The following is a 20,060-nucleotide window of genomic DNA, read 5'->3' on the forward strand; positions in this document are numbered from 1 at the left end:
CTGGCTCCGGGTTTTTCTTTTGGCTCTCGCCTGCGTGCCAGGGCGGTGGCGGCGCTCTCGCCACGGCCGGCCGCCCTGCAAGCGGGGGCTTTACTTGGTGCCGACTTCGAAGCGGATGAAGCGGTTGACGGTGGCTTCACCGAGGTACTTCGCTACGGTCAGCGAGTTGTCCTTGACGAACTTCTGCTCGGGCAGCACGCGCTCTTCGTAGAACTTGCCGATCTGGCCGCCCACGATGCGTTCGACCATGTTTTCGGGCTTGCCTTCGGCCAGCGCCTTGTTGGTCAGCACTTCGCGTTCCTTTTCGATGTCCTCGGCGTTCACTTCGTCGCGGGTCAGGTACTCGGGCTTTTCAGCGGCCACGTGCAGAGCCACGTCCTTGGCCTGGTCCTGGGTGCCGCCCTGGACGTCCACCAGCACGCCGATCTTGCCGTTCGAGTGTACGTAGCCGGCCAGGTTGTCGCCTTCCAGGTAGTCCACGCGGTTCAGCACGATGTTTTCACCGATCTTGCCCGACAGGGCCGACACAAAGTCGCCCACTTTTTCACCGTTGTCCATCTGGAACTCGCGGAAGGTGTCCAGATCGCTGGTGCCGGCCTTCAGGGCCGCCTGGGCCAGCTGCTCCACGGCGCTCTGGAAATCGGAGTTGCGGGCTACAAAGTCGGTTTCGCTGTTCACTTCGACGATGGCAGCCTTGTTGCCTTCCACCACAAAGCGCACGATGCCTTCCTTGGCTTCGCGGTCAGCCTTCTTGGCTGCCTTGACAATGCCGCGTTCGCGCAGCAGGGCCACAGCCTTTTCTTCGTTGCCCTCGGCGTCGCTCAGGGCCTTTTTGACGTCCATCATGCCAGCGCCGGTCATTTCGCGCAGTTTCTTGATTGATTTCATCATGGTGATGACCTCCTGGGGGTCAGGTGTGTGTGATACGGGACAGAAGCCTAGACAAGTCTAGCGGCTTGCCGGCCGCCGGGCTCCCTTGACTAAACGAGTTCCCAAAAAAGCGTCCCTGAAAATAGAGTTCCTAAAAAAGGGGAGAGGCACACAGGAGCCGCTCCCCTTTCACTGCGGGGGCTTTCCCCTTAGGAACGGCCCTGGCTGCTGGTGTGCTGAACGTTCTCCACACCTTCGCCAGCTTCGGCGGCTTCGATGTCGGCGTTGCTGTCTTCCACGCGTTCGCCGCCTTCGCCCTGCTCCACGTCCTCGTCGGCGCCGCGGGCTTCGACCAGCAGGTCACCGATGCGGTGGGTGATCAGCTGGATGGAGCGGATGGCGTCGTCGTTGCCGGGAACGATGTAGTCGATCACATCGGGGTCAGAGTCGGTGTCGGCCAGGGCGATCACGGGAATACCCAACTTGTTGGCTTCCTTGACCGCAATGACTTCCTTGGTGGGGTCAATCACGAAGATGGCGTCGGGCAGACGGTTCATCTTGCGGATACCGCCCACGAAGCGCTGCAGACGGTCGCGCTCGGTGCCCAGCTGAACACGTTCGGCCTTGGGACGGTCGTTGATGCGGCCCGATTCGAACAGCTCGTCCAGCTCGTCTAGGCGCTCCACGCGGGTGCGGATGGTGCGGTAGTTGGTGAGCATGCCGCCCAGCCAGCGGCTGGTCACGAAGGGCATGCCGGTGCGGCGGGCTTCCAGTTCCACGATTTCCTGGGCCTGCTTCTTGGTGCCCACGAACAGGATGGTGCCGCCCTTTTCGGCCAGTTCCTTGATGTAGTCGAAGGAACGGTCCACCTGCTTGAGGGTCTTTTGCAGGTCGATGATGAAAATACCGTTGCGCTCACCAAAGATGAACCGGCCGAACTTGGGGTTCCAGCGCTTGGTCTCGTGACCGAAGTGCACACCGGCTTCCAGCAGTTGCTTCATGCTGATGTAGGACATGACGTCTCCTTTTAGCGTTACGGGAGCAAAGAATTTACCGTGTCCGCGCCAGCCCCCGCCCCGGCGCAGTGGCCGGCAGGCGATGTAGGGGCCAGTTCCAGATCGGGGCGACGCTTGAGCACCAGCTGGCAAGAGGTCGCGGGCGGCTTTCCCAAACGGAAATTATAACAGACATCTGCGGGTCAGCGTCAGGGCCAGGCGGCCTTTGCTACGCTGTCCCCCATGAGCCTGCGAATTCTGGGCGGCAGTGCCAAAGGCCGTGCCCTCAAAGTGCCCGAGTCGGCCCGCCCCAGCGGGGCCCGCGTCCGCAAAAGCCTTTTTGACCTGCTACAAAATCGCCGCCCACCCGAAGGCAGCCGCCCGGTCACCTTCGTGGATCTGCATGGCGGCAGCGGGGCTATCGGTCTGGAGGCGGCCAGCCGGGGGTATCAGGTCACCCTGATCGAGAAAGAGGGGCGCAGCGTGAAGGCTCTGGAACAGAACGCCCGCGAGCTGGGCCTGTGGGAAAATGTCCGCATTCTCAAAGGGGACGCCGGCGCCTTGGCTGGACGGCTGGAACCGGCCGACATTGTGTTTAGCGACCCGCCTTATGCGCAGGATATTCCTCTGCTGACGGAGCAGATTCTGGCAGCCGGCATGCTGGCGCCCGGTGGAATGCTGATCGCTCAGCACGACAAGCGCCTGACCTTGCCGGACGTGCCCGGCTTCGAGCGTGAAACCCGGCATTACGGCAGCAACAGCCTGAGCATCTATACCCACGCGGCCGAGCAGGATCATGCACCGGGTTCCGGGGCGCAGGCGAGCGGCAGCGAGGCTGCTAGTCTGGAACCCGCATGAATGCCGTCTTTTCCGGTTCCTTCGATCCCATCACCAACGGCCACCTCGACGTGCTGGAGCGGGCCAGCCGGATGTTCGGCAAGGTGACCGTCACTGTGATGCACAATGCCCGCAAGAGCGGGAAGCACCTGTTTACCCTGGAAGAACGCCTGGCGATTCTCCGGGAAGCCACCGCGCATCTGCCCAACGTCACGGTCGACAGTTTCGACGGCCTACTGGTGGACTATATGAAGGAAAGCGACCACGGCATCATTGTCCGGGGCCTGCGCGCCGTCAGCGACTACGAGTATGAACTCCAGATTGCCCATCTCAACCGCGAAATCGGCGGTGTGGAAACGGTCTTTATCATGGCGGCCACCCACTGGAGCTATGTCAGTTCCAGCATGGTGAAGGAAGTGGCCAGTTACGGTGGCCCGATAGAGACGATGGTGCCGCCTGCCAGTGCCCAGGCGCTGCGCAGCAAGTTCGCGGACCGCTACGCCCAACGGGTACCGGACGCTGCCGAAGACGGCTGAACTCTGCCTGCCTTTGGGTCTAACTCAGAACTTGCACCTGAATAGGCGGACAAAAAGCGCTCCCAGAGCTGAAATTCTGGAAGTGTGTACAAACAGGCTTCAGGGGAGCGCAACCATATTCTCTCACAGCGGATTCTGGACATTCCAGAGACGCTGTACCAACGGCGAAGCCTGGAGGCTTCGCTGCACCTCTTCCACAGTCCAGGTCAGAAGACCAAGTTCAGCCAGGCAGAGGGAGTCAGCCCCAGTGCACTCAGCCGTTTCTTCAACATCTACGACTGGGATTCAGACCGCTGCTGGGAAGAGATGCAGGACACCCAATGGCGCATGTTGCTGGACGCGGCTCGTCACAAACGCAGACCTCGTCTGCGTCTCAGTGTGGACCTGACCACGGTGGAAAAGGTGGGGACTCAACTGCCCTACGTCAGCGTCTACAACGGCAGGCACGGCATCCATCTGGTGGTCCTGTTCGCCGAGTATGGGGAACTGAAGTTCCCCATTTCTTACCGGATCTACCAGGGCAAGCACACCAGCACCCCGGTCACGCTGGCCCTCGACTTGCTGGAAGAGGTGCCAGACTTCGTGGGGAAACGCTTTCAGGTCTGCGTACTGGCGGACAGCGGATTCGAATCCGCTGTCTTTCTGGACGGTGTGCAGCGTCTCGGTTTCGAGTTCGTGGTGGGTGTGCGGAGCAACCGGCGCACAGACCATCCTGGACAGGTGACAGTGGCGGATTGTCCGCACGGAGGGTATGTCAACCTCGCCAACTGGCCTCTGGAAACGCTGACCCTGGGGAGAATAGACCGTGGGGACCGCGAATTCTTCGCGGTGTCGTCTGAGCTGTTAGAGGGGAAGGACATCCTTGCTGAAGGAAAACGGCGCTGGGCACTGGAGTCGTTTTTCAAAGAAGGGAAGCATCAGTTTGGGTTGGCGCAGTTCGCGCTGCGAACTGCCAGGGGTCTGGACCGCTGGATTTTGATGGTCTTCCTGGCCTTCACCCTAACCATGCTGTACCGCTCTGAGGACATGACCCTGAAAGAGGCGGCACGCCTGGCCCTCTACACCCTGTTCCCCGTAGTCAGGCTCAACCATCTTCTGAGTCAGCTCCAAAAAGAACGAGAATTTCTTCTCCAGCACGGCTATTCGCTCAGCTATGCAAGGTGCAAGTTATGAGTCTAACTGTACGAACACAAGCTGCCCTGCTTCAGACCAGTCTCCAAGTCTGAGGCAGGGCAACTTTTGGAAAGTCCCCTCATTTTGCGGTTACGGTGCTGCCTTTTCGGCTTCGGACTTCTGCCTTAATCAAAACTAAATCCTTCAAGGTTTTCTCTGACAGAAGCGGGGAGCGGATTATGGACCAAGCAGAAGAGGAATATATTTTTTGAATAAGCGTGTCCCAGAGGTATTGGAGCAAGAGGAAGTATATTTGGAATATTCCAAATACAGATTTTAATTATTACAAGCTGTCTTAACCGATACAGAAACTAGATTCCATGCCTTTTCCAGAAAGGCAACAAGGTGGATGAAGTGAGAGCGATCTGGAGACGACTGGGCAGGGGTAGGAATGGCAGTGGCGCTGGGTCTGACAGGCTGTGGAACCGGAGGTGCGCCCAACATCGGGGCCCAGGCCACGCCGGCCGCCGGTATTTCAGCCGGGCAGAGCAGCAAGCTTCATCCCCTCAGTGTCATGACGGTGTCTCCCTCCGCCGAGGAAGCTGAGCTTTTGCTCCTGATCAACGAGGTGCGGACCCGGGGCACGGTGGCCGGCAAGAACGTGATTCCAGGCAGCTGCGTCGCAGATACTTTTGTGGCCGGTCAGCTCAAAGCTCTCTCCTATAGCGGTGTTCTGGCCCGCGCCGCTGGCCGTCACGCCCAGTACATGAGCCGGGTAGGCTACCAGGCCCACGACGAGGACCGCGCCCTGGCGGGCAATAGTGGGTTCTTTTATGGCAGCACCCGGCGTGAGCGGGTCCAGCGCAGCCTGAACGAAGCGGGCCTGTCGCCCACTTACGATTTCGTGGCTGGCAACTCCGGTGAGAACGTGGCGGGCGGCACCCCTGGACAGACGGCCAGCGGCGAGACGACGACCGGCTACGCCACTCCCCGCGAAGTCATGGAAGCCTGGATGCAGAGCCCTTCTCACTGCCACAACCTGATGAACCCTGACTGGGATTTCGTCGGTACGGCCTACGTCTATAACGCTGAGCCCAACGTGCAAGTGCAGCCCCGGCGGCATCAGTATTCCTGGGTGCAGGTGTTCGGCCGCGGCACGCCCAACGTCAAATACACCTACTGAGTGGTCCTTCGTCACAAGGCGCTGGTTCGGGCTATATACCTAAGCCAGCGCCCATTTGCTGCCTACCTTCCACTCGGTGAGGAGCAGGCGCAGGACAGAAGTGATGCCAGCGCGTTCACCTTTACATTATACTTCTCCTCATGCCGATGTCAGACACCACCTCAAAACCTCTTTGTCTGTTGTTGGTGGAAGACGAACAGGCCGACGCGGAGCTGTTCCAGGAACTATTGAGTGATGTGGCCGCGCATGCCACGGTCGTTCATATGGCCAACGGGCAAGAAGCGCTGGACTACCTGCAACAGCTGAACGACGACCTCTCCGACGATCAGCCGCAGTCGCGGCCCAACCTGATCGTGCTGGACCTGAACATGCCGGTGATGAACGGTCATACTTTCCTGGAACATGCCAAGAAGGACGAGCGTCTCAGCGATATTCCGGTGCTGGTGCTGAGCACTTCTGACCACGCCGACGACGTGCAGCGGGCCTATCAGGCCCATGCCAGCGGCTACCTGGTCAAGCCGACTTCTTTTCAGGAGTACACCGAAATGCTCCGCCTGATGACCTCCTACTGGGGCGAAGTCATGCGGCTGCCGCGCGGCCACTAGCTTTTGACTGCCTTTTCGCAGTTCAGCATGCTTTCGACGCCTGAGTAGGGCGCCTTTTTCTGGGGCTTCCCTCGTGGCCCCGGCCGGAACCTTGCTTCCAGAAAGGCCCGGCCCCGGCCCGTATGCTGTGGCTTATGGCTTTCCCCGACTTTCAGTCCTTTATGCAGCTGCTCGACAGCCGCGGCGAGTTGCTGCGGGTGTCTGCGCCCGTGTCCCGCGACCTGGAAATCACCGAGATTGCCGACCGACTGGTGAAAAAGGGAGGCCCAGCCGTGCTGTTTGAGAATGTCCTGGGCAGCGACTTCCCGCTGCTGATCGGGGCACTCGGCACCCGCGAGCGTGTGGCGCTGGCGCTGGGCGTGGATGACCTGGATGAGCTGGCGACCAAAGTGAACCGCCTGATTGACCTCAAAGGCCAGGGCGGTGTCCGGGGCCTGCTGAGCAACGTGCCCAAGCTGGGCGACGCCATGAATCTGCCCCCCCGGCACGTACGGTCGGCGCCGGTGCAGGACGTGGTGTGGCGCGGCGACGAGGTGGACCTGAGCAAGATTCCGGTGCTGAAATGCTGGCCCGAGGACGGCGGCCCGTTCATTACCTTGCCGCTGGTCATGACCAAAGACCCGGAAACCGGCGAGCGCAACATGGGGATGTACCGCATGCAGGTGATGAGCCGCAACACCACCGGCATGCACTGGCAGCGGCACAAGACCGGCACCCGGCACTTGGAAAAAGCCAGGAAGCTGGGGCAGCGCCTTGAGGTGGCGGTGGCTATCGGCGGCGACCCGGCATTGGTCTATGCCGCGACCGCGCCGCTGCCGCCCATTCCGGGCCTAGACGAATTTGCGCTGGCCGGCTACCTGCGCGGGCAGCGTTACCCGGTGGTGAAGGGCTTGACGGTGGACCTGGACGTGCCTGCCAACGCCGAATTCATCCTGGAAGGCTACGTGGACCCGCAGGAAGATTGGGTGGTGGAAGGGCCGTTTGGGGACCACACCGGCTTTTACACCCTGCCGGACCTGTATCCGCTGTTTCACGTCACGGCCGTCACCATGCGGCGTGACCCGATTTACCCGGCGACCATCGTGGGCCGCCCGCCGATGGAAGACGCCTACTTGATCGAAGCGTCCGAGCGGCTGTTCCTGCCTGCGGCGCAGCTGATTCAGCCGGAAATTGTGGACTACCATATGCCGCCGGCTGGCGTGGCCCACAACCTGGTGGTGGTCAGCATCAAGAAGGAATTTCCTGGGCAGGCTTACAAGGTCGCCAACGGCCTGTTCGGGCTGGGGCAGATGATGAACGCCAAGGTGGTGGTGGTGGTAGACGCCGGCGTGCCGGTCCACGATATGGATGCCGTCTGGCGCGAGGTGGTGCATAAGGCAGTGCCGGGCCGCGACACCCTGACCACCCGTGGCCCCATTGACGTGCTGGACCATTCCAGCCGCGGCTGGGGCTACGGCGGCAAGCTGATTCTTGACGCGACCACCAAGCGGCCGGAAGAAACTGGCGCGGGTGTCAGCAGCCGTGAGGACCAGGCGCAGGATGTGGTGGCCGAAGTGTTTGAGCCTTTCACTGCCGCTGAGCTGCCCACTTTCCCCGGAGTGCTGGCGCAGCGGCAGACGCCGGATGGCTACTGGTATGTGGCCCTGAACAAGACCGAGGCTGAGCAGGCCCGCGCTCTGGCCGAAGCGTTCGCGGCGCACCCGGCTGCCGCTGGCATACGGCACCTACTGATCTGTGATGAGCAGACCGATGTGCAGGACACGGGTGACGTGTGGTGGACTGTCCTGAACAACATTGACGCCGAGCGCGATGTCTGGGTGCTGGATGCGCCTGGCGGAGGCAAGCTGCTGGCCTGGGACGGCGCCCGCAAACTCCCGCAAGAAGGCTTTGTGCGCGAGTGGCCTCCCAAGATCGTGATGGACCCGGCGGTCAGGGCGCGGGTGGACCGCCTATGGAATGTGTACGGCTTGCCGGAACGCTGGCGCTGAACTGAGTAAGAGAGACTGAAAGCGAAAGGCGGCAGGAACATTGTTTTCCTGCCGCCTCTCTTCGAGGTTCTTCTGTATTTATCTCAGCGCCTAGCCTAGAAGAAGCCACGTCCCTTACGGCTGCTCTGGCTCCGGCGGCCAAAGCGGCGATTAGCAGTATCTAGCAGGGTGTCGAACAGCTGTTCGCGCCGGCCGGGGCGGTAGAGCCGGCTTTGCCGGGCACGCTGGCTGCTCCGGTACTGGGTCAGCAGTTCCAGTCCGACAGGCAACAGCAGGGGCAGCAGCCGGCGCAGGGTGGATTTGCGGGAGGTGCTTCGGGAAGCTTTCTGATAACGGGCCATAGCTCCAGTAATAGCGGAAAGGCGTAGCGTATGGCTGAGGCGTCGCTTAGATTCTGCTATAATCCGCACTTGCGCCGCCCGGGCGAGGCTGACATCTGTCTGACCTGCTCCGCTGCGGCAGAGAGCGAGGTGAATGAACAATGGCACAGTACGACCTGAACCTGATCCTGAACCCCAACATCAGCGCCGAGCAGGTGGAAACCGAAAAGGAATTCATCCAGCGCGCCGTGAGCAACGCGGGAGGCGAGATCACCAACCTGGACGAACTCGGCAACCGCCGCCTGGCCTACGCGATCAACAAGACCCGCGAAGGCTACTACCTGATGTACACCATCAACGTGGAAGGCAACCCTGAAAAGGACATTGCCAGCAACCTGCGTCTGCGCGACAACGTGTACCGCGTGTTGGTGGTCAAGGACCGTCCCGAGTGGAAGACCAAGAAGAGCGCCTGAGCGCCCTTTTTTCCCGGTTCAAACTTTTCCGGCTTGCTCGCCCTTTTATGTCATTGACATAATACGGCATCCACACTATGCTTTATTCACCCCTCGCCCGGCCGCTTAAAGAGCAGGCCGCGAGCAGAGACAGGGGCAAATTCAGGGCCGCTAGCCTCAGACATATCAATTCACATGTAAGCTCGCTAGCGACGTAAAAGGAGAAATGACTATGGCCCGAGGAATGAATCACGTTTTTCTGGTTGGTGCACTGGCCCGCGACCCCGAACTGCGCTACACCCAAAGTGGACTGGCTGTGTTCGAAGCCACCGTGGCCGGTGAAGACCATATCGTGGGGCACGACGGTAAGGAGCGGCGACTGCCGTATTACCACCGCGTTTCCATGCTGGGCAAGCCCGCCGAATGGCAGGGCGAGCGAGGCTACCGCGCCGGCGATCCGGTGCTGGTCGAAGGCAGCCTGGAATACAACGCCTGGGACGCCCCGGAAGGTGGCAAACGCAGCATCGTCCGTGTCAAGGCGCTGCGCATTGAGCAGCTGGCAGGACAAGCTCCGCTGACTGAAGATGCCGGCGGCGGCGTGCGAATGGCAGGTGGTATGAACGAAGTGCTGGTGGTGGGCAATCTGACCCGCGACCCTGAACTGCGTTACACCCCTGGCGGCGACGCTGTCCTGAGCCTGGGTCTGGCCGTCAACGAAAGCTGGACGGACCGCTCCGGCGAAAAGCAGGAAAAGACCCACTGGATTGACGTGACCCTGTGGCGCGAACTGGCCGAAGCTATGCAGAATCTCCGTAAAGGGGATCCGGTGATGGTCAAGGGACGCCTGATGAACGAGTCGTGGACCGACAAAGACGGCAACAAGCGTAGCAGTACCAAAGTAGAGGCGACGCGAGTCGAAGCCCTTTCCCGAGGTGCGGGCACTGGCAGCACCGCAGCCACCCCCGCAGCACCCCGTCAGGCCACGGGCAGTGCTGCGTACTCGGCCCCCAGTTATGGAGGAGCCGGCACGGGGAACCGTTCGGGGGGCTTGGATATTGATCAAGGCCTCAATGACATTCCGCCAGAAGAAGACGATATGCCGTTCTGAGTTGACTGCGCTGGCCTAAGCTGGCGCACAAACGAGAGCGAGGATCAAATGTGGTCAGGGGGGCTATCCCCGAGCCTGATTCCCGCTCTTCTGCCGACCTCAACGGATATTTATAAGGAATCAAAATGACCAAACCTGACCGTAAACCCCGCGGCAAGGGCCCCAAGCGCCCCCGCAAGCCGAAAGTGGATCCTTTTTCCATCGGCGAACTGGAAATTACTGACTACAAAGATGTGAAGATGCTGCGCCGCTTCGTGAGCGATACCGGCAAGATTCTTCCCCGCCGCCGCACGGGCCTCTCGGCCAAGCACCAGCGCCGTATCTCGCAGACCGTGAAGGTCGCGCGTCAGATGGCCCTGCTGCCCTACACCGAGAAGCTGGTCCGGAAGTAAGGAGAGAAGCAATGCAAGTGATTCTTCTTGAACCCGGCAAGCTGGGACAGACCGGCGAAATCGTGACCGTCAAGCCCGGCTACGCCCGCAACTTCCTGATTCCCCGTGGCATGGCCGTTCCGGCCAACGCCACCAACATGAAGTCGCTGGAGGCCCGCATCCGCAGCCGCCAGAAGATTCTGGCCGAGGAAAAGGCCACCGCCGAAGACCTCGCCAGCCGCCTGGAAAACGTTGCCATCGAGCTGAGCGTGCGCGCCGGTGAAGGCAAGGTTTACGGCGCCGTGACTTCCGGCGACGTGGCCGACGCCCTGGACCGCCTGGGCTTCGACGTGGACCGCCGCAAGATCGAAATGCCCAAGGCCGTCAAGGAAATTGGCGAGTACGACATCAGCTACAAGGCTCACCCTGAAGTGAGCATTCCTCTCAAGCTGGTTGTCAACGCCGAGAAGTAAGACCAGAGCAGGATAAGAAAACCGCCCTCCGGGGCGGCTTTTTTTATGCTCTGAAGTTGGCTTTATGGCTTATGCTCGTGTTGCTTACTCTCCCTCGCGCACTGTGGCGAGCAGTTCCTCGGTCACTTTCAGCGCAGCTGGCCCCAGCGGCGAGCGGGTGATGCCCAGCAGGATACTGAGCTTGTTCTGGCGCATGCCCGAAAGGTGGGCCCAGCGGGTGATGTCAGTGCGGTGCAGGGCGTAGGTTTCGTCGCGCAAGTAGCGCACGGCGCCGTCGTAGTAGCCGGCATTGAAAGCGGCATGGGCCAGTTTTTCCTGCGGCAACATTTTCAGGCCACGGGTGGCCAGCAGCGCGGCGCGGGCCTCGTCGCGGCCCCCGAAGCCATACAGCTGCTCGAGCAGATACACCGATTTGGGAAATTTCAGCCCGGCGGCAGCGCGCCAGGCGTGTGGCAGCCGCAGCTCGAATTCCGGCCAGAGGCCCGCGTGGGTCAGCAGCGCCGGGTAAAGTGCCTCGGTGGCCCAGCGGCGGGCCTCGCCCAGCGCCATGATCTGCTCGGCTGGGCCCGCTCCACCTGCCCGGAAAGTCTGCTTGACGGCGACCAGTTCCTCGCTGACGCTGCGGAGGGTCTCTGCCCGCCAGTCGGCCCGGCGCTCCTCGCTGAGGGTCCACAGCTGGCGCTGAATGCGGGCAAAGTAGCCGGTGGGGTCGTACAGGGCACGGCTGCTGGCCAGCAGACCTAGTGGGGCTTCGGCGCGGGCCACGTCCCATTCGCGCCAGCGTTCCAGCTGCTCGTAAGGAAAGCGGATAACCCGCACGCCGCTGCGCAGATCCTCTTGCATGCTCTGCACGCCACGCTCGAAAGCCAGGTAGGTGGGCACGCTGCCGGTCCAGGCGTCGTCGGTATCAAAGCTGCCGGCGGCCGCCACGGCGCGCACCCGGCGGTCGGCAATCAGTTTCTCGGCCGTTTTTTCGGCCCGTTGGGCGAGTTCCAGTTCGTTCAAAGCGTTCTTTCTCCTCTGGACTGGTCTTTGTTCAGGGCAGAGCATCTACTCTAGCGGTTCCCAGTCCCCACGGCCGGCACAGTTTGCCGGCAGGGAAAGCGGGGGGCCTTCCGGGAACTTTTTAGCCGATCAAGACGTCGCTGGTTTCGGGGAAGCGCACGGGCGGCGGCAGCTCACGCTGCGCAAAGGCGACCGCCAGCGTGAGCGGCCCGATGCGGCCCAGGAACATCAGCGCGATGATTACCAGTTCCTGCGCCGAATTCAGGTGGGTGGTGGCGTTCATGCTGAGGCCCACTGTGGCAAAGGCGCTGACCGCCTCGAACACCAGCTGAATAAACTGCAGCCCATCCCGGCCGTGGCGGTTAAAGACCAGCAGCAGCAGGATGCCCAGCGCCAGCATGACCAGGCTGAGCAGCCCCACGCTCATGGCCCGCAGGATGATATCGGTGCCCAGGCGCCGGTCGAACACCACCGCGTCTTTTCGGCCCCGGATCAGCGACCAGGCGCTGACCACCATCACGAACACCGTGTTGGTCTTGATGCCGCCGGCGGTGGAGCCGGAATTCCCGCCGATCAGCATCAGCAGCATCGAGTAGAACAGGCCTGCAAAAGTCATCTGGGCGTAATCGAGGGTGTTGAACCCGGCGGTGCGCGGTGTGATGCCCTGGAACCAGGACGCCAGCAGCTTCTGCTCCAACGGGAGGTTGCCCAGTGTGGCGGGGTTGTTCCACTCCATCATCCCGAACAGCACCGGCGCGGTCAGCAGCAGAAAGAACATCATCGCCAGCGAGATGCGGGTGTTGGTGCTCAGCTGATTGCGCCGGTCGCGCAGCCAGGCCAGCACGTTAACCTGCACCAGAAACCCGGTGCCGCCCAGAATAATCAGCAGCGGAATGATCAGGTTGATCCAGGGGTCACCGATCAGCCCCAGCAGCCCGGTGGGGTAGAGGCTGAAGCCGGCGTTGTTAAAGGCGCTGACCGAGTGAAACAGCGCGAAATAGAGCCCCCGCCCCAGGCCCTCACGGGCGATGAAGTCGGGGGAGAGCAGCAGGGCGCCGGCCAGCTCGATGCCCAGGGCACTCAGCACCACGGTGCGCACCAGCTGCGGCGCTTCACCCAGGCGCGAAGCGTTCACCTGCTGGGCGGCATTCAGGCGGCTGCGCACGCCCACCCGGCGGCGCAGCAGCAGCGCGGTCATGGTGCCCACCGTGATCAGGCCCAGGCCACCAAACTGCACCAGCAGCATCATGACCACTTCACCGAACGGCGAGAAGGTGCTGCCGACATCCACCACGCCCAGCCCGGTCACGCAGACGGCGCTGGTGGCCATAAAGAGGGCCTGCAGGAAAGTGACCGTCTGGCCCGGTTCATGGCTGAGCGGCAGCCACAGCAGCAGCGTGCCGGCCAGGATGGCGGCACCAAAGGTCAGGGCAATCAGCTGGGCGGGGCTGAAACGGCCCAGTCCAAGATTTCTCAGGCGAAAAGAAAAGACGCTGTTCATGGCAGAAGAAGAAAAAAAGCACCGGCCCTGAACAGCTTCTGAGCAGCCCCGAGCAGCGCGGAAAAACTGGCCCAGTCTACTCCTACTCCTTTGACTGGCCCGGGATGTGGCCTCCGCCGGGGGCTTTCGCAGCGCGGTTAGGCGGCAATTTCGGCCCTGGCAGCGCCGATGTGATAAACGGAGGGAAACATTATGCCGGCCCGCCTGCCCGGGCGCCGGCGGCGAGGGGAGAGGAATGATGGCACTGAACCGTGACGTGAGTACGCTGGGCCGCCTGCTGGGACAGATTCTGCGCGAACAGGAAGGCGAGGAATTCTTCGAATTGGTTGAGAGAACCCGCGCCCTGGTCCGTGAGGTGCGGGCCGGCGGCGACCCGGCCGAGCTGAACCGGCTGCTCCAGAGCCTCGGCGAGCGGGAGGCGTCCAACCTGGCCCGCGCGTTCAGCTGGTACTTTCAGCTGGTCAACCTGGCCGAGGAATACGAGCGGGTCCGCACCCTGCAGGAACGCCAGGGCACCCGGCCCCAGAGCTTGCAGCAGGCTGTGGAGGAACTGCAGCGCCAGGGCCTCAGCGCCCAGCAAGCCCGCGACTTGCTTGCCACCTTGCGGCTGGAGCTGACCTTTACCGCCCACCCCACCGAGATGCGCCGGCGCACCGTGCGTCAGCATCTGGTGGACGTGGTAGAGCAGCTGCCGCGCCTGGAACAGCCTGGGGCGCAGGAACGGGTGCTGGCGCATATCGAGGCGCTGTGGGGCACGCCGGAACTGCGCCGCATCAAGCCCACCGTCACCGATGAGGTCAAGGCCGGGCTGACCTATATTTCCTCGATTTCCCGCGCCCTACCGGAGCTGGAACGCGACCTGGACCACGCTTTCGAGACGGTCTACGGCGAGTCCGGCGCGGCCGGGGTCACCACCCAGCTGCCACTGCGCTTTAGCTCCTGGATGGGCGGCGACCGCGACGGTAACCCTTTCGTGACGCCGGAAGCCACCCGCGCCGCGCTTGAACTGCACCGTGGGCGGGCCCGCGAACTGCTGGCAGCGGCCCTAAGCCAGGCCTACGCCGAGGTGAGCCAGGAAGACCTGGAGGCCGGCGAGGAGCAGCCCACCTACCGCCAGGAGCTGCGGGCGCTGTTTGTGGCGGTGCAGGCCGGCGAGCCGGTGGACCTTTACCCACGGCTCAGCGAGCTGTACCAGCAGCTGCTGCGCGACGGACAGCAGCGCACCGCCGAACAGCTGCTGCTGCCGGCGCTGACGCTGGTCCGCATCTTCGGGCAGCACCTGGTCAGCCTGGATATCCGCGAGCATTCCGGTCAGACCGGCAAGGCGGTGGCCGAGCTGCTGCAAGCGGCCGGCGTCGAAGCGGACTATCTGGCGCTGGACGAGGAAGACAAGCTGGCCCTGCTGCGGCGTGAACTGCGCTCCCGCCGCCCGCTGTGGCCTGCCGGCGAGCCGCTCACCGAAACGCTGGAAACGGCCGTCGGCCCTCTGCGCGAGGTGCAGGCCGGTGTCCGTGAGGTGGGCCCGGCGGCTTTCGGGCACTACGTGATTTCCATGTCTGAAAGTGTCAGCGACATTCTGGAGCCGTTGCTGCTGGCCCGCGAGGTGGGATTCCGCATCCTGCCAGTGCCGCTGTTCGAAACCCTGGACGACCTGCAGCGTGCCCCGCAGGTGATGACCCGGCTGCTGGCGCTGCCCGAATACCGCGCTCATCTGGGAGACGACGTGCAGGAAATCATGCTGGGCTACTCGGATTCCAACAAGGACGCCGGGTTCCTGGCGGCCAACTGGGCGCTGCACGAGGCGCAGCGGCAGATCAGCGCCGTGTGCCGTGAGGCTGGCGTGCACTGGCGCTTTTTCCACGGGCGCGGTACTTCTATCGGACGCGGCGGTGGCCCGGCCAGCCGCGCCATTCTGGGACAGCCGGCCGGCACCATCGACGCCGGGCTGCGCATCACCGAGCAGGGCGAGGCGCTGGCCGACAAGTACAGCCATCCGGTGCTGGCCCGCCGCAACCTGGAACAGGCCCTTTACGGCATGATTCTGGCGGCAGCCCGCCCGCCACAGGACCCGCCGGCCGAGTGGATGGCCGCGCTGGACCGGGCGGCTCAGGCTGCTGCCGCCGCTTACCGCGCTTTTGTGCAGGACCCGGCCTTCTTGCCCTTTTTCGAGCAGGTCACGCCGATTCACGAGATCAGCCGCCTGAACATTGCCAGCCGGCCGGTGCGCCGCCCGGGCAGCCCGACCCTCAGCAACCTGCGGGCCATTCCCTGGGTGATGAGCTGGACCCAGACCCGCGCCAATCTGCCCGGCTGGTACGGTCTGAACGTGGGCCTGCGCGAAATCGGTACCGAGCAGGCCCGGCAGATGTACGCCGAATGGCCCTTTTTCCGGTCCATGCTGGACAACGCCCAGATGAGCCTGGCCAAGACCGACCCCACCATTTTCCGTGAGTACGTGGCCCTGCTGCACGGGGCCGAATCGCCCGAAACGCTGCGCGGCGGCGAGGAACTGGCGGCCCTGATTGAGGACGCTCACCGCGACACCGCCGCCCTGGTCAGCGAAGTGGTGGGCGGCGAACTGCTGGCCCAGGAGCCCCGCCTGGCCCAGAGCATTCTGCTGCGCAACCCCTATGTGGACCCCATCCACCGCATTCAGATTGAGCTGCTGCGCCGCGCCCGTGCCGAGGAAGGCGGCCTGGACCGCTACGAGCACGCGCTGATGCTGACCTTGCAGGGCATTTCGGCCGGGGTGAGGAACACCGGCTGAGCGCAGGGGAGAGGGCGGGGAGCATAGGGCGGTGGCCTTGGTCTTCCCGACTTTACTCACCCCGCACCCTCTAGACTGTCCCCATGAAACTGGCCGAAGCTCTGATTCTACGTGCCGACCTGCAAAAGCGTTTGGCGCAGGTGGCTGCTCGCCTGACCCAGAACGTGCTGGTGCAAGAAGGCGACGCCCCCGCAGAAGACCCCGCCGCCCTGCTGGCCGAACACGCCGAGCTGTCGCGGCAGCTGGCCCTTCTCATTCCCGCCATTCACCACACCAACCTGGACACCCACCTGGCCGATGGCCGCACGCTGACCCAGGCCCTGACCGAGCGCGACCTGCTGGACGGCCAGCTGAACCTGCTGCGCCGCGTGGTGGATGAAGCCTCAGTGCAGCGCCAGCGCCACAGCATGAGTGAGGTGCGCTGGGTGCCGGTGATCAACGCCCGTGAGTGGCAGGCTCAGGCGGACGCTCTGGCCAAGCAGCGCCGCGAACTGGACACGGCCCTGCAGCAGGCCAACTGGCTGACCGAGCTGCAGGAGGCTTAGCTATACTGCCGGCGTGGGTCAGTGGCTGGCCGGCGGGCGAGGGCTGAAGCCCAGCGGGGGCCAAGCCGCAACCATGCAGACTGGTGGGGGCCAGTCACACCTACTGTCTTCCCCAGCACGCTGCACATGGGCACTGTTTTTTTTCACTTTCACTTCCACAGCCCTGACGCTTCCGGCCACTGACCCACCGGCTCCCTGCCTTTTCCGGCGAGGAGCTTTTTTCTGGCTGGAAAAGGCAGGCAGCGTCAGCTTTATTCGTCCAATTCGTCCGCGCCTTCACCTTCTCCGTGTGCCGCCCGCAGCTTACGCCAACGCTCCTGCACGCGTCCTTCCCAGCCCTCGCTGCCGGGATGGTACAAGTCCAGGTCAGCACCTTCCGGCAGGTAAGCCTGGGCAAATGATCCCGCCAGGTTGTCGAAGTAGTAGGCGTAGCTTTTGCTGTAGCCCTGAACACGCATCAATTCGGTGGGGGCGTTGCGCAGGTGCAGCGGCACCGGCAGTGTTTCGCCTTCCTGCACGGCACGGACGGTACGCTTCCAGGCGGTATATACGCTGTTGCTCTTGGGCGCCAGTGCCAGGTATACCACGGCTTGCGCCAGCGCCAGGTCTCCTTCGGGCCGTCCCAGGAACTCGGCGGTATCGCGGGCGGCAATCGCCAGCCGCAGCGCCTGCGGGTCAGCCAGACCCACATCTTCACTGGCAATCCGCACGATGCGCCGCGCCACATAGAGGGGGTCCGCGCCGCCTTCCAGCATCCGCGCCAGCCAGTACAGCGAAGCGTCCACATGGCTGCCCCGCACCGACTTGTGCAGCGCCGAAATCAGGTTGTAAAAATCCTCGCCGCCCTTGTCCATTGCTGGCAGATGCCGGCCGAAAGCCTCGGTCACGGCTTCCCCGTCTACCGGGTTGGCCAGGACTGCGGCTGCTTCCAGCGTGCCCAGGGCCCGCCGCGCGTCGCCGTCGGCCAGCCGGGCCAACAGGTTCAGGGCGTCCGGCTCTATGCTCACGCCTTCCAGCCCGCGCGGGTCGCTCAGCGCCCGTTCGATCAACCCTCGCAGGTCGTCTTGACTCAGTGGCTCCAGCACCAGCGTCCGCGCCCGCGAGCGCAGCGCCGGGTTGACCTCGAAACTGGGGTTTTCGGTGGTGGCGCCGATCAGGGTCAGCAGGCCCGACTCCACGTGCGGCAGCAGGGCATCTTGCTGGGCTTTGTTAAAGCGGTGAATCTCGTCCAGAAACAGCACGGTCTTCTGCCCACGTCCGCGCCGCGCCTGCGCTTCCACCACCGTCTCGCGCACGTCCTTGACCCCGGCACTGACGGCCGAGAGCTGGATAAAATGCGCTCCCACTTCACCGGCCAGCAGCCGGGCCAGGGTGGTCTTGCCGACCCCCGGTGGCCCCCACAGAATCAGCGAGGGGAGCCGGCCGGATTCCAGCAGGCGGGTCAGCGGTTTGCCGGGGCCCAGCAGGTGCCGCTGCCCCACGACTTCGGCAGTGGTCTGGGGGCGCAGGCGTTCGGCCAGGGGAGCGGGGGGATCGAACAGCGTCATTCCCTCACGTTAAAGCCCGCCCATACTCCTGAGCGCGGAACACGGCACAATGACAGGCATGAACCTTAAAGAGATGGCCCAGCGCGAAGGTCTCCCGGCCAGCGTGACTGTCGAGCGTGAAGAGAGCGAAGCCGGCATTCTGATCCGTGCCTTTCAGGAGCAGCAGGGTGCTGAAATCCTGATCACCCCTTCAGCCTGCAAGATGTACGGCGAAGGCCCTAGCATCACAGCTGCCCTCAGCCGCCTGCGGGTGCTGTCTGAAGAAGGTTTCCCTGAGCGTGAGCATGGACACTGGCACCATGAGGAACTGGCCGACACCTGAAGATCAGGCAGAGCCTGAATTTTCTTAACCAAGACTTTATACTTCTAGTCGCTCAGTGTCAGTCTGGGCCAGCACCCGGCTGCCAACTTGCCCCTGAGCTGCAGATCCGCTAGACTTTTACGTCGGTACGCAAGTCTCTGCGTAGCGTGTGCCAGCCGGCAGGACACTGCCGCCTCGGCGAGAACCAACCCAATGTGGGCCGCAAAACCCAACTGGACCTCCCAGGTCCTTTCTGGCAAACCCGATCAAAGGGTCTTTTTGTGTGTGCCACCGCTTGGAGGAGAGTAACTATGGCAAAAGGTACGTTTGAACGCACCAAGCCCCACGTGAACGTGGGCACCATCGGACACGTTGACCACGGTAAGACTACCCTGACCGCGGCCATCACCTTCACCGCTGCTGCGATGGACGACACCATCGAAACCCTGGCTTACGACCAGATCGACAAGGCCCCTGAAGAAAAGGCCCGCGGTATCACCATCAACACCAGCCACGTCGAATACAACACCGAAGGCCGTCACTACTCCCACGTGGACTGCCCCGGTCACGCCGACTACGTCAAGAACATGATCACCGGCGCAGCTCAGATGGACGGCGCCATCCTGGTCGTCAGCTCCGCTGACGGCCCTATGCCCCAGACCCGCGAGCACATCCTGCTCGCCCGTCAGGTCGGCGTGCCTTACATCGTCGTGTTCATGAACAAGGTCGACATGGTCGACGACGAAGAACTGCTCGAGCTGGTCGAAATGGAAGTTCGCGAACTGCTCAGCAACTACGAATTCCCCGGCGATGATCTGCCGATCATCAAGGGCAGCGCCCTGAAGGCTCTCGAAGCCCTGCAGGCCAACCCCAAGACCGCCCGCGGCGAAGACGAATGGGTGGACCGCATCTGGGAACTGCTGGACGCGATCGACTCTTACATCCCCACCCCGGAACGCGACACCGATAAGAGCTTCCTGATGCCTGTCGAAGACGTGTTCACCATCACCGGCCGCGGTACTGTGGCGACCGGCCGTGTGGAGCGTGGCATCGTGAAGGTTGGCGACGAAGTGGAAATCGTGGGTCTGACCGACACCAAGAAGACCACCGTGACCGGCGTGGAAATGCACCGTAAGCTGCTGGATCAGGGCATGGCGGGCGACAACGTGGGCGTGCTGCTGCGCGGTGTGAACCGTGACGACGTGGAACGCGGACAGGTGCTGGCCAAGCCCGGCAGCATCACCCCGCACACCAAGTTCGAAGCCAGCGTGTACATCCTGAGCAAGGACGAAGGTGGCCGTCACAGCGCGTTCTTCGGCGGTTACCGCCCCCAGTTCTACTTCCGGACCACGGACGTGACTGGCGTGGTGGAGCTGAAAGAAGGCGTGGAAATGGTGATGCCCGGTGACAACATCGAGTTCACCGTGGAGCTGATCAAGCCCATCGCCATGGAAGAAGGCCTGCGCTTCGCCATCCGCGAAGGTGGCCGCACCGTCGGCGCCGGCGTCGTGACCAAGGTTATCCAGTAAGGAATTGGTGTAGA

General features: G+C 62.9%; 20 protein-coding genes. 14 read left to right on the forward strand and 6 right to left on the reverse strand.

Annotated elements, in window-relative coordinates; all coding sequences use genetic code 11:
• Nucleotides 1-90 precede the first annotated feature (90 nt).
• Together tsf and rpsB are read right to left on the reverse strand one after the other, a co-directional pair.
• Nucleotides 91-891: a translation elongation factor Ts gene (gene tsf, locus OCI36_RS01335; RefSeq protein WP_261663270.1), complete on the reverse strand. Its 801-nt coding sequence runs from the start codon at nt 889-891 to the stop codon at nt 91-93.
• Nucleotides 892-1,079: 188 nt separating this feature from the next.
• Nucleotides 1,080-1,886 (reverse strand): 30S ribosomal protein S2, encoded by an 807-nt coding sequence (gene rpsB, locus OCI36_RS01340; RefSeq protein WP_261663271.1) that lies wholly within the window; start codon nt 1,884-1,886, stop codon nt 1,080-1,082.
• A 222-nt stretch (nt 1,887-2,108) separates the two neighbouring features.
• Here rpsB and OCI36_RS01345 point away from each other — a divergent pair, with 222 nt between their 5' ends.
• From OCI36_RS01345 to OCI36_RS01370, 6 genes are all read left to right on the forward strand, one after another.
• Nucleotides 2,109-2,723, forward strand: coding sequence for an RsmD family RNA methyltransferase (locus OCI36_RS01345; RefSeq protein WP_261663272.1), 615 nt, complete (start codon nt 2,109-2,111; stop codon nt 2,721-2,723).
• Nucleotides 2,720-3,238, forward strand: a complete 519-nt coding sequence (coaD, locus tag OCI36_RS01350; RefSeq protein ID WP_261663273.1) for a pantetheine-phosphate adenylyltransferase — start codon at nt 2,720-2,722, stop codon at nt 3,236-3,238. Before OCI36_RS01345 ends, coaD begins: the two co-directional genes overlap by 4 nt.
• Before the next feature lie 84 nt (nt 3,239-3,322).
• Nucleotides 3,323-4,411, forward strand: coding sequence for a transposase (locus OCI36_RS01355; RefSeq protein ID WP_261663274.1), 1,089 nt, complete (start codon nt 3,323-3,325; stop codon nt 4,409-4,411).
• Nucleotides 4,412-4,925: 514 nt separating this feature from the next.
• Nucleotides 4,926-5,534 (forward strand): CAP domain-containing protein, encoded by a 609-nt coding sequence (locus OCI36_RS01360; RefSeq protein ID WP_261663275.1) that lies wholly within the window; start codon nt 4,926-4,928, stop codon nt 5,532-5,534.
• Between the two features lie 185 nt (nt 5,535-5,719).
• Nucleotides 5,720-6,139, forward strand: a complete 420-nt coding sequence (locus OCI36_RS01365) for a response regulator (protein ID WP_261663276.1) — start codon at nt 5,720-5,722, stop codon at nt 6,137-6,139.
• Between the two features lie 134 nt (nt 6,140-6,273).
• A complete protein-coding gene (locus OCI36_RS01370; RefSeq protein ID WP_261663277.1) occupies nt 6,274-8,127 on the forward strand; it encodes a menaquinone biosynthesis decarboxylase in 1,854 nt (617 codons plus the stop codon).
• A gap of 95 nt (nt 8,128-8,222) precedes the next feature.
• On the opposite strand, the gene OCI36_RS01375 is transcribed toward OCI36_RS01370, so the two are convergent.
• Entirely contained in the window at nt 8,223-8,468 is a 246-nt protein-coding gene (locus OCI36_RS01375; RefSeq protein WP_261663278.1) for a hypothetical protein, read from the reverse strand.
• A gap of 140 nt (nt 8,469-8,608) precedes the next feature.
• Between OCI36_RS01375 and rpsF the strand changes: the two genes are divergently transcribed.
• The 4 genes from rpsF to rplI all read left to right on the forward strand — a co-directional run bounded on the left by rpsF (nt 8,609) and on the right by rplI (nt 10,851).
• Nucleotides 8,609-8,920, forward strand: a complete 312-nt coding sequence (gene rpsF, locus OCI36_RS01380) for a 30S ribosomal protein S6 (protein WP_261663279.1) — start codon at nt 8,609-8,611, stop codon at nt 8,918-8,920.
• Nucleotides 8,921-9,131: 211 nt separating this feature from the next.
• Nucleotides 9,132-10,007, forward strand: coding sequence for a single-stranded DNA-binding protein (gene ssb, locus OCI36_RS01385; RefSeq protein ID WP_261663280.1), 876 nt, complete (start codon nt 9,132-9,134; stop codon nt 10,005-10,007).
• Nucleotides 10,008-10,132: 125 nt separating this feature from the next.
• Complete coding sequence (rpsR, locus tag OCI36_RS01390; protein WP_261663281.1) at nt 10,133-10,399, forward strand: 30S ribosomal protein S18; 267 nt, start codon at nt 10,133-10,135, stop codon at nt 10,397-10,399.
• An 11-nt stretch (nt 10,400-10,410) separates the two neighbouring features.
• Nucleotides 10,411-10,851 (forward strand): 50S ribosomal protein L9, encoded by a 441-nt coding sequence (gene rplI, locus OCI36_RS01395; protein ID WP_261663282.1) that lies wholly within the window; start codon nt 10,411-10,413, stop codon nt 10,849-10,851.
• 84 nt (nt 10,852-10,935) lie between these two features.
• On the opposite strand, the gene OCI36_RS01400 is transcribed toward rplI, so the two are convergent.
• Complete coding sequence (locus OCI36_RS01400; RefSeq protein ID WP_261663283.1) at nt 10,936-11,856, reverse strand: hypothetical protein; 921 nt, start codon at nt 11,854-11,856, stop codon at nt 10,936-10,938.
• Between the two features lie 121 nt (nt 11,857-11,977).
• Complete coding sequence (locus OCI36_RS01405) at nt 11,978-13,357, reverse strand: TrkH family potassium uptake protein (RefSeq protein WP_261663284.1); 1,380 nt, start codon at nt 13,355-13,357, stop codon at nt 11,978-11,980.
• A 238-nt stretch (nt 13,358-13,595) separates the two neighbouring features.
• Between OCI36_RS01405 and OCI36_RS01410 the strand changes: the two genes are divergently transcribed.
• Nucleotides 13,596-16,124 carry a phosphoenolpyruvate carboxylase gene (locus OCI36_RS01410; RefSeq protein WP_261663285.1) on the forward strand — a complete coding sequence of 843 codons (2,529 nt, stop codon included), beginning with the start codon at nt 13,596-13,598 and terminating at the stop codon, nt 16,122-16,124.
• An 83-nt stretch (nt 16,125-16,207) separates the two neighbouring features.
• Nucleotides 16,208-16,669, forward strand: a complete 462-nt coding sequence (locus OCI36_RS01415) for a DIP1984 family protein (RefSeq protein ID WP_261663286.1) — start codon at nt 16,208-16,210, stop codon at nt 16,667-16,669.
• A gap of 251 nt (nt 16,670-16,920) precedes the next feature.
• On the opposite strand, the gene OCI36_RS01420 is transcribed toward OCI36_RS01415, so the two are convergent.
• Nucleotides 16,921-18,216: a replication-associated recombination protein A gene (locus OCI36_RS01420; protein WP_261663287.1), complete on the reverse strand. Its 1,296-nt coding sequence runs from the start codon at nt 18,214-18,216 to the stop codon at nt 16,921-16,923.
• 58 nt (nt 18,217-18,274) lie between these two features.
• On the opposite strand from OCI36_RS01420, the gene OCI36_RS01425 reads away from it, so the two are divergent.
• Entirely contained in the window at nt 18,275-18,538 is a 264-nt protein-coding gene (locus OCI36_RS01425; protein WP_261663288.1) for a hypothetical protein, read from the forward strand.
• A 290-nt stretch (nt 18,539-18,828) separates the two neighbouring features.
• A complete protein-coding gene (tuf, locus tag OCI36_RS01430) occupies nt 18,829-20,046 on the forward strand; it encodes an elongation factor Tu (protein ID WP_261663289.1) in 1,218 nt (405 codons plus the stop codon).
• Nucleotides 20,047-20,060: the final 14 nt, after the last annotated feature.

It is taken from the genome of Deinococcus sp. Marseille-Q6407 (genome assembly GCF_946848805.1).
Taxonomy (GTDB): Bacteria; Deinococcota; Deinococci; order Deinococcales; family Deinococcaceae; genus Deinococcus.

Bases quoted from the DNA above. Each gene is read 5' to 3' on its own strand.
- tsf (WP_261663270.1), bottom strand. From the start codon at position 891: ATGATGAAATCAATCAAGAAACTGCGCGAAATGACCGGCGCTGGCATG.
- rpsB (WP_261663271.1), bottom strand. From the start codon at position 1,886: ATGTCCTACATCAGCATGAAGCAACTGCTGGAAGCCGGTGTGCACTTC.
- OCI36_RS01345 (WP_261663272.1), top strand. From the start codon at position 2,109: ATGAGCCTGCGAATTCTGGGCGGCAGTGCCAAAGGCCGTGCCCTCAAA.
- coaD (WP_261663273.1), top strand. From the start codon at position 2,720: ATGAATGCCGTCTTTTCCGGTTCCTTCGATCCCATCACCAACGGCCAC.
- OCI36_RS01360 (WP_261663275.1), top strand. From the start codon at position 4,926: ATGACGGTGTCTCCCTCCGCCGAGGAAGCTGAGCTTTTGCTCCTGATC.
- OCI36_RS01370 (WP_261663277.1), top strand. From the start codon at position 6,274: ATGGCTTTCCCCGACTTTCAGTCCTTTATGCAGCTGCTCGACAGCCGC.
- OCI36_RS01375 (WP_261663278.1), bottom strand. From the start codon at position 8,468: ATGGCCCGTTATCAGAAAGCTTCCCGAAGCACCTCCCGCAAATCCACC.
- rpsF (WP_261663279.1), top strand. From the start codon at position 8,609: ATGGCACAGTACGACCTGAACCTGATCCTGAACCCCAACATCAGCGCC.
- ssb (WP_261663280.1), top strand. From the start codon at position 9,132: ATGGCCCGAGGAATGAATCACGTTTTTCTGGTTGGTGCACTGGCCCGC.
- rpsR (WP_261663281.1), top strand. From the start codon at position 10,133: ATGACCAAACCTGACCGTAAACCCCGCGGCAAGGGCCCCAAGCGCCCC.
- rplI (WP_261663282.1), top strand. From the start codon at position 10,411: ATGCAAGTGATTCTTCTTGAACCCGGCAAGCTGGGACAGACCGGCGAA.
- OCI36_RS01405 (WP_261663284.1), bottom strand. From the start codon at position 13,357: ATGAACAGCGTCTTTTCTTTTCGCCTGAGAAATCTTGGACTGGGCCGT.
- OCI36_RS01410 (WP_261663285.1), top strand. From the start codon at position 13,596: ATGGCACTGAACCGTGACGTGAGTACGCTGGGCCGCCTGCTGGGACAG.
- OCI36_RS01415 (WP_261663286.1), top strand. From the start codon at position 16,208: ATGAAACTGGCCGAAGCTCTGATTCTACGTGCCGACCTGCAAAAGCGT.
- OCI36_RS01420 (WP_261663287.1), bottom strand. From the start codon at position 18,216: ATGACGCTGTTCGATCCCCCCGCTCCCCTGGCCGAACGCCTGCGCCCC.
- OCI36_RS01425 (WP_261663288.1), top strand. From the start codon at position 18,275: ATGAACCTTAAAGAGATGGCCCAGCGCGAAGGTCTCCCGGCCAGCGTG.
- tuf (WP_261663289.1), top strand. From the start codon at position 18,829: ATGGCAAAAGGTACGTTTGAACGCACCAAGCCCCACGTGAACGTGGGC.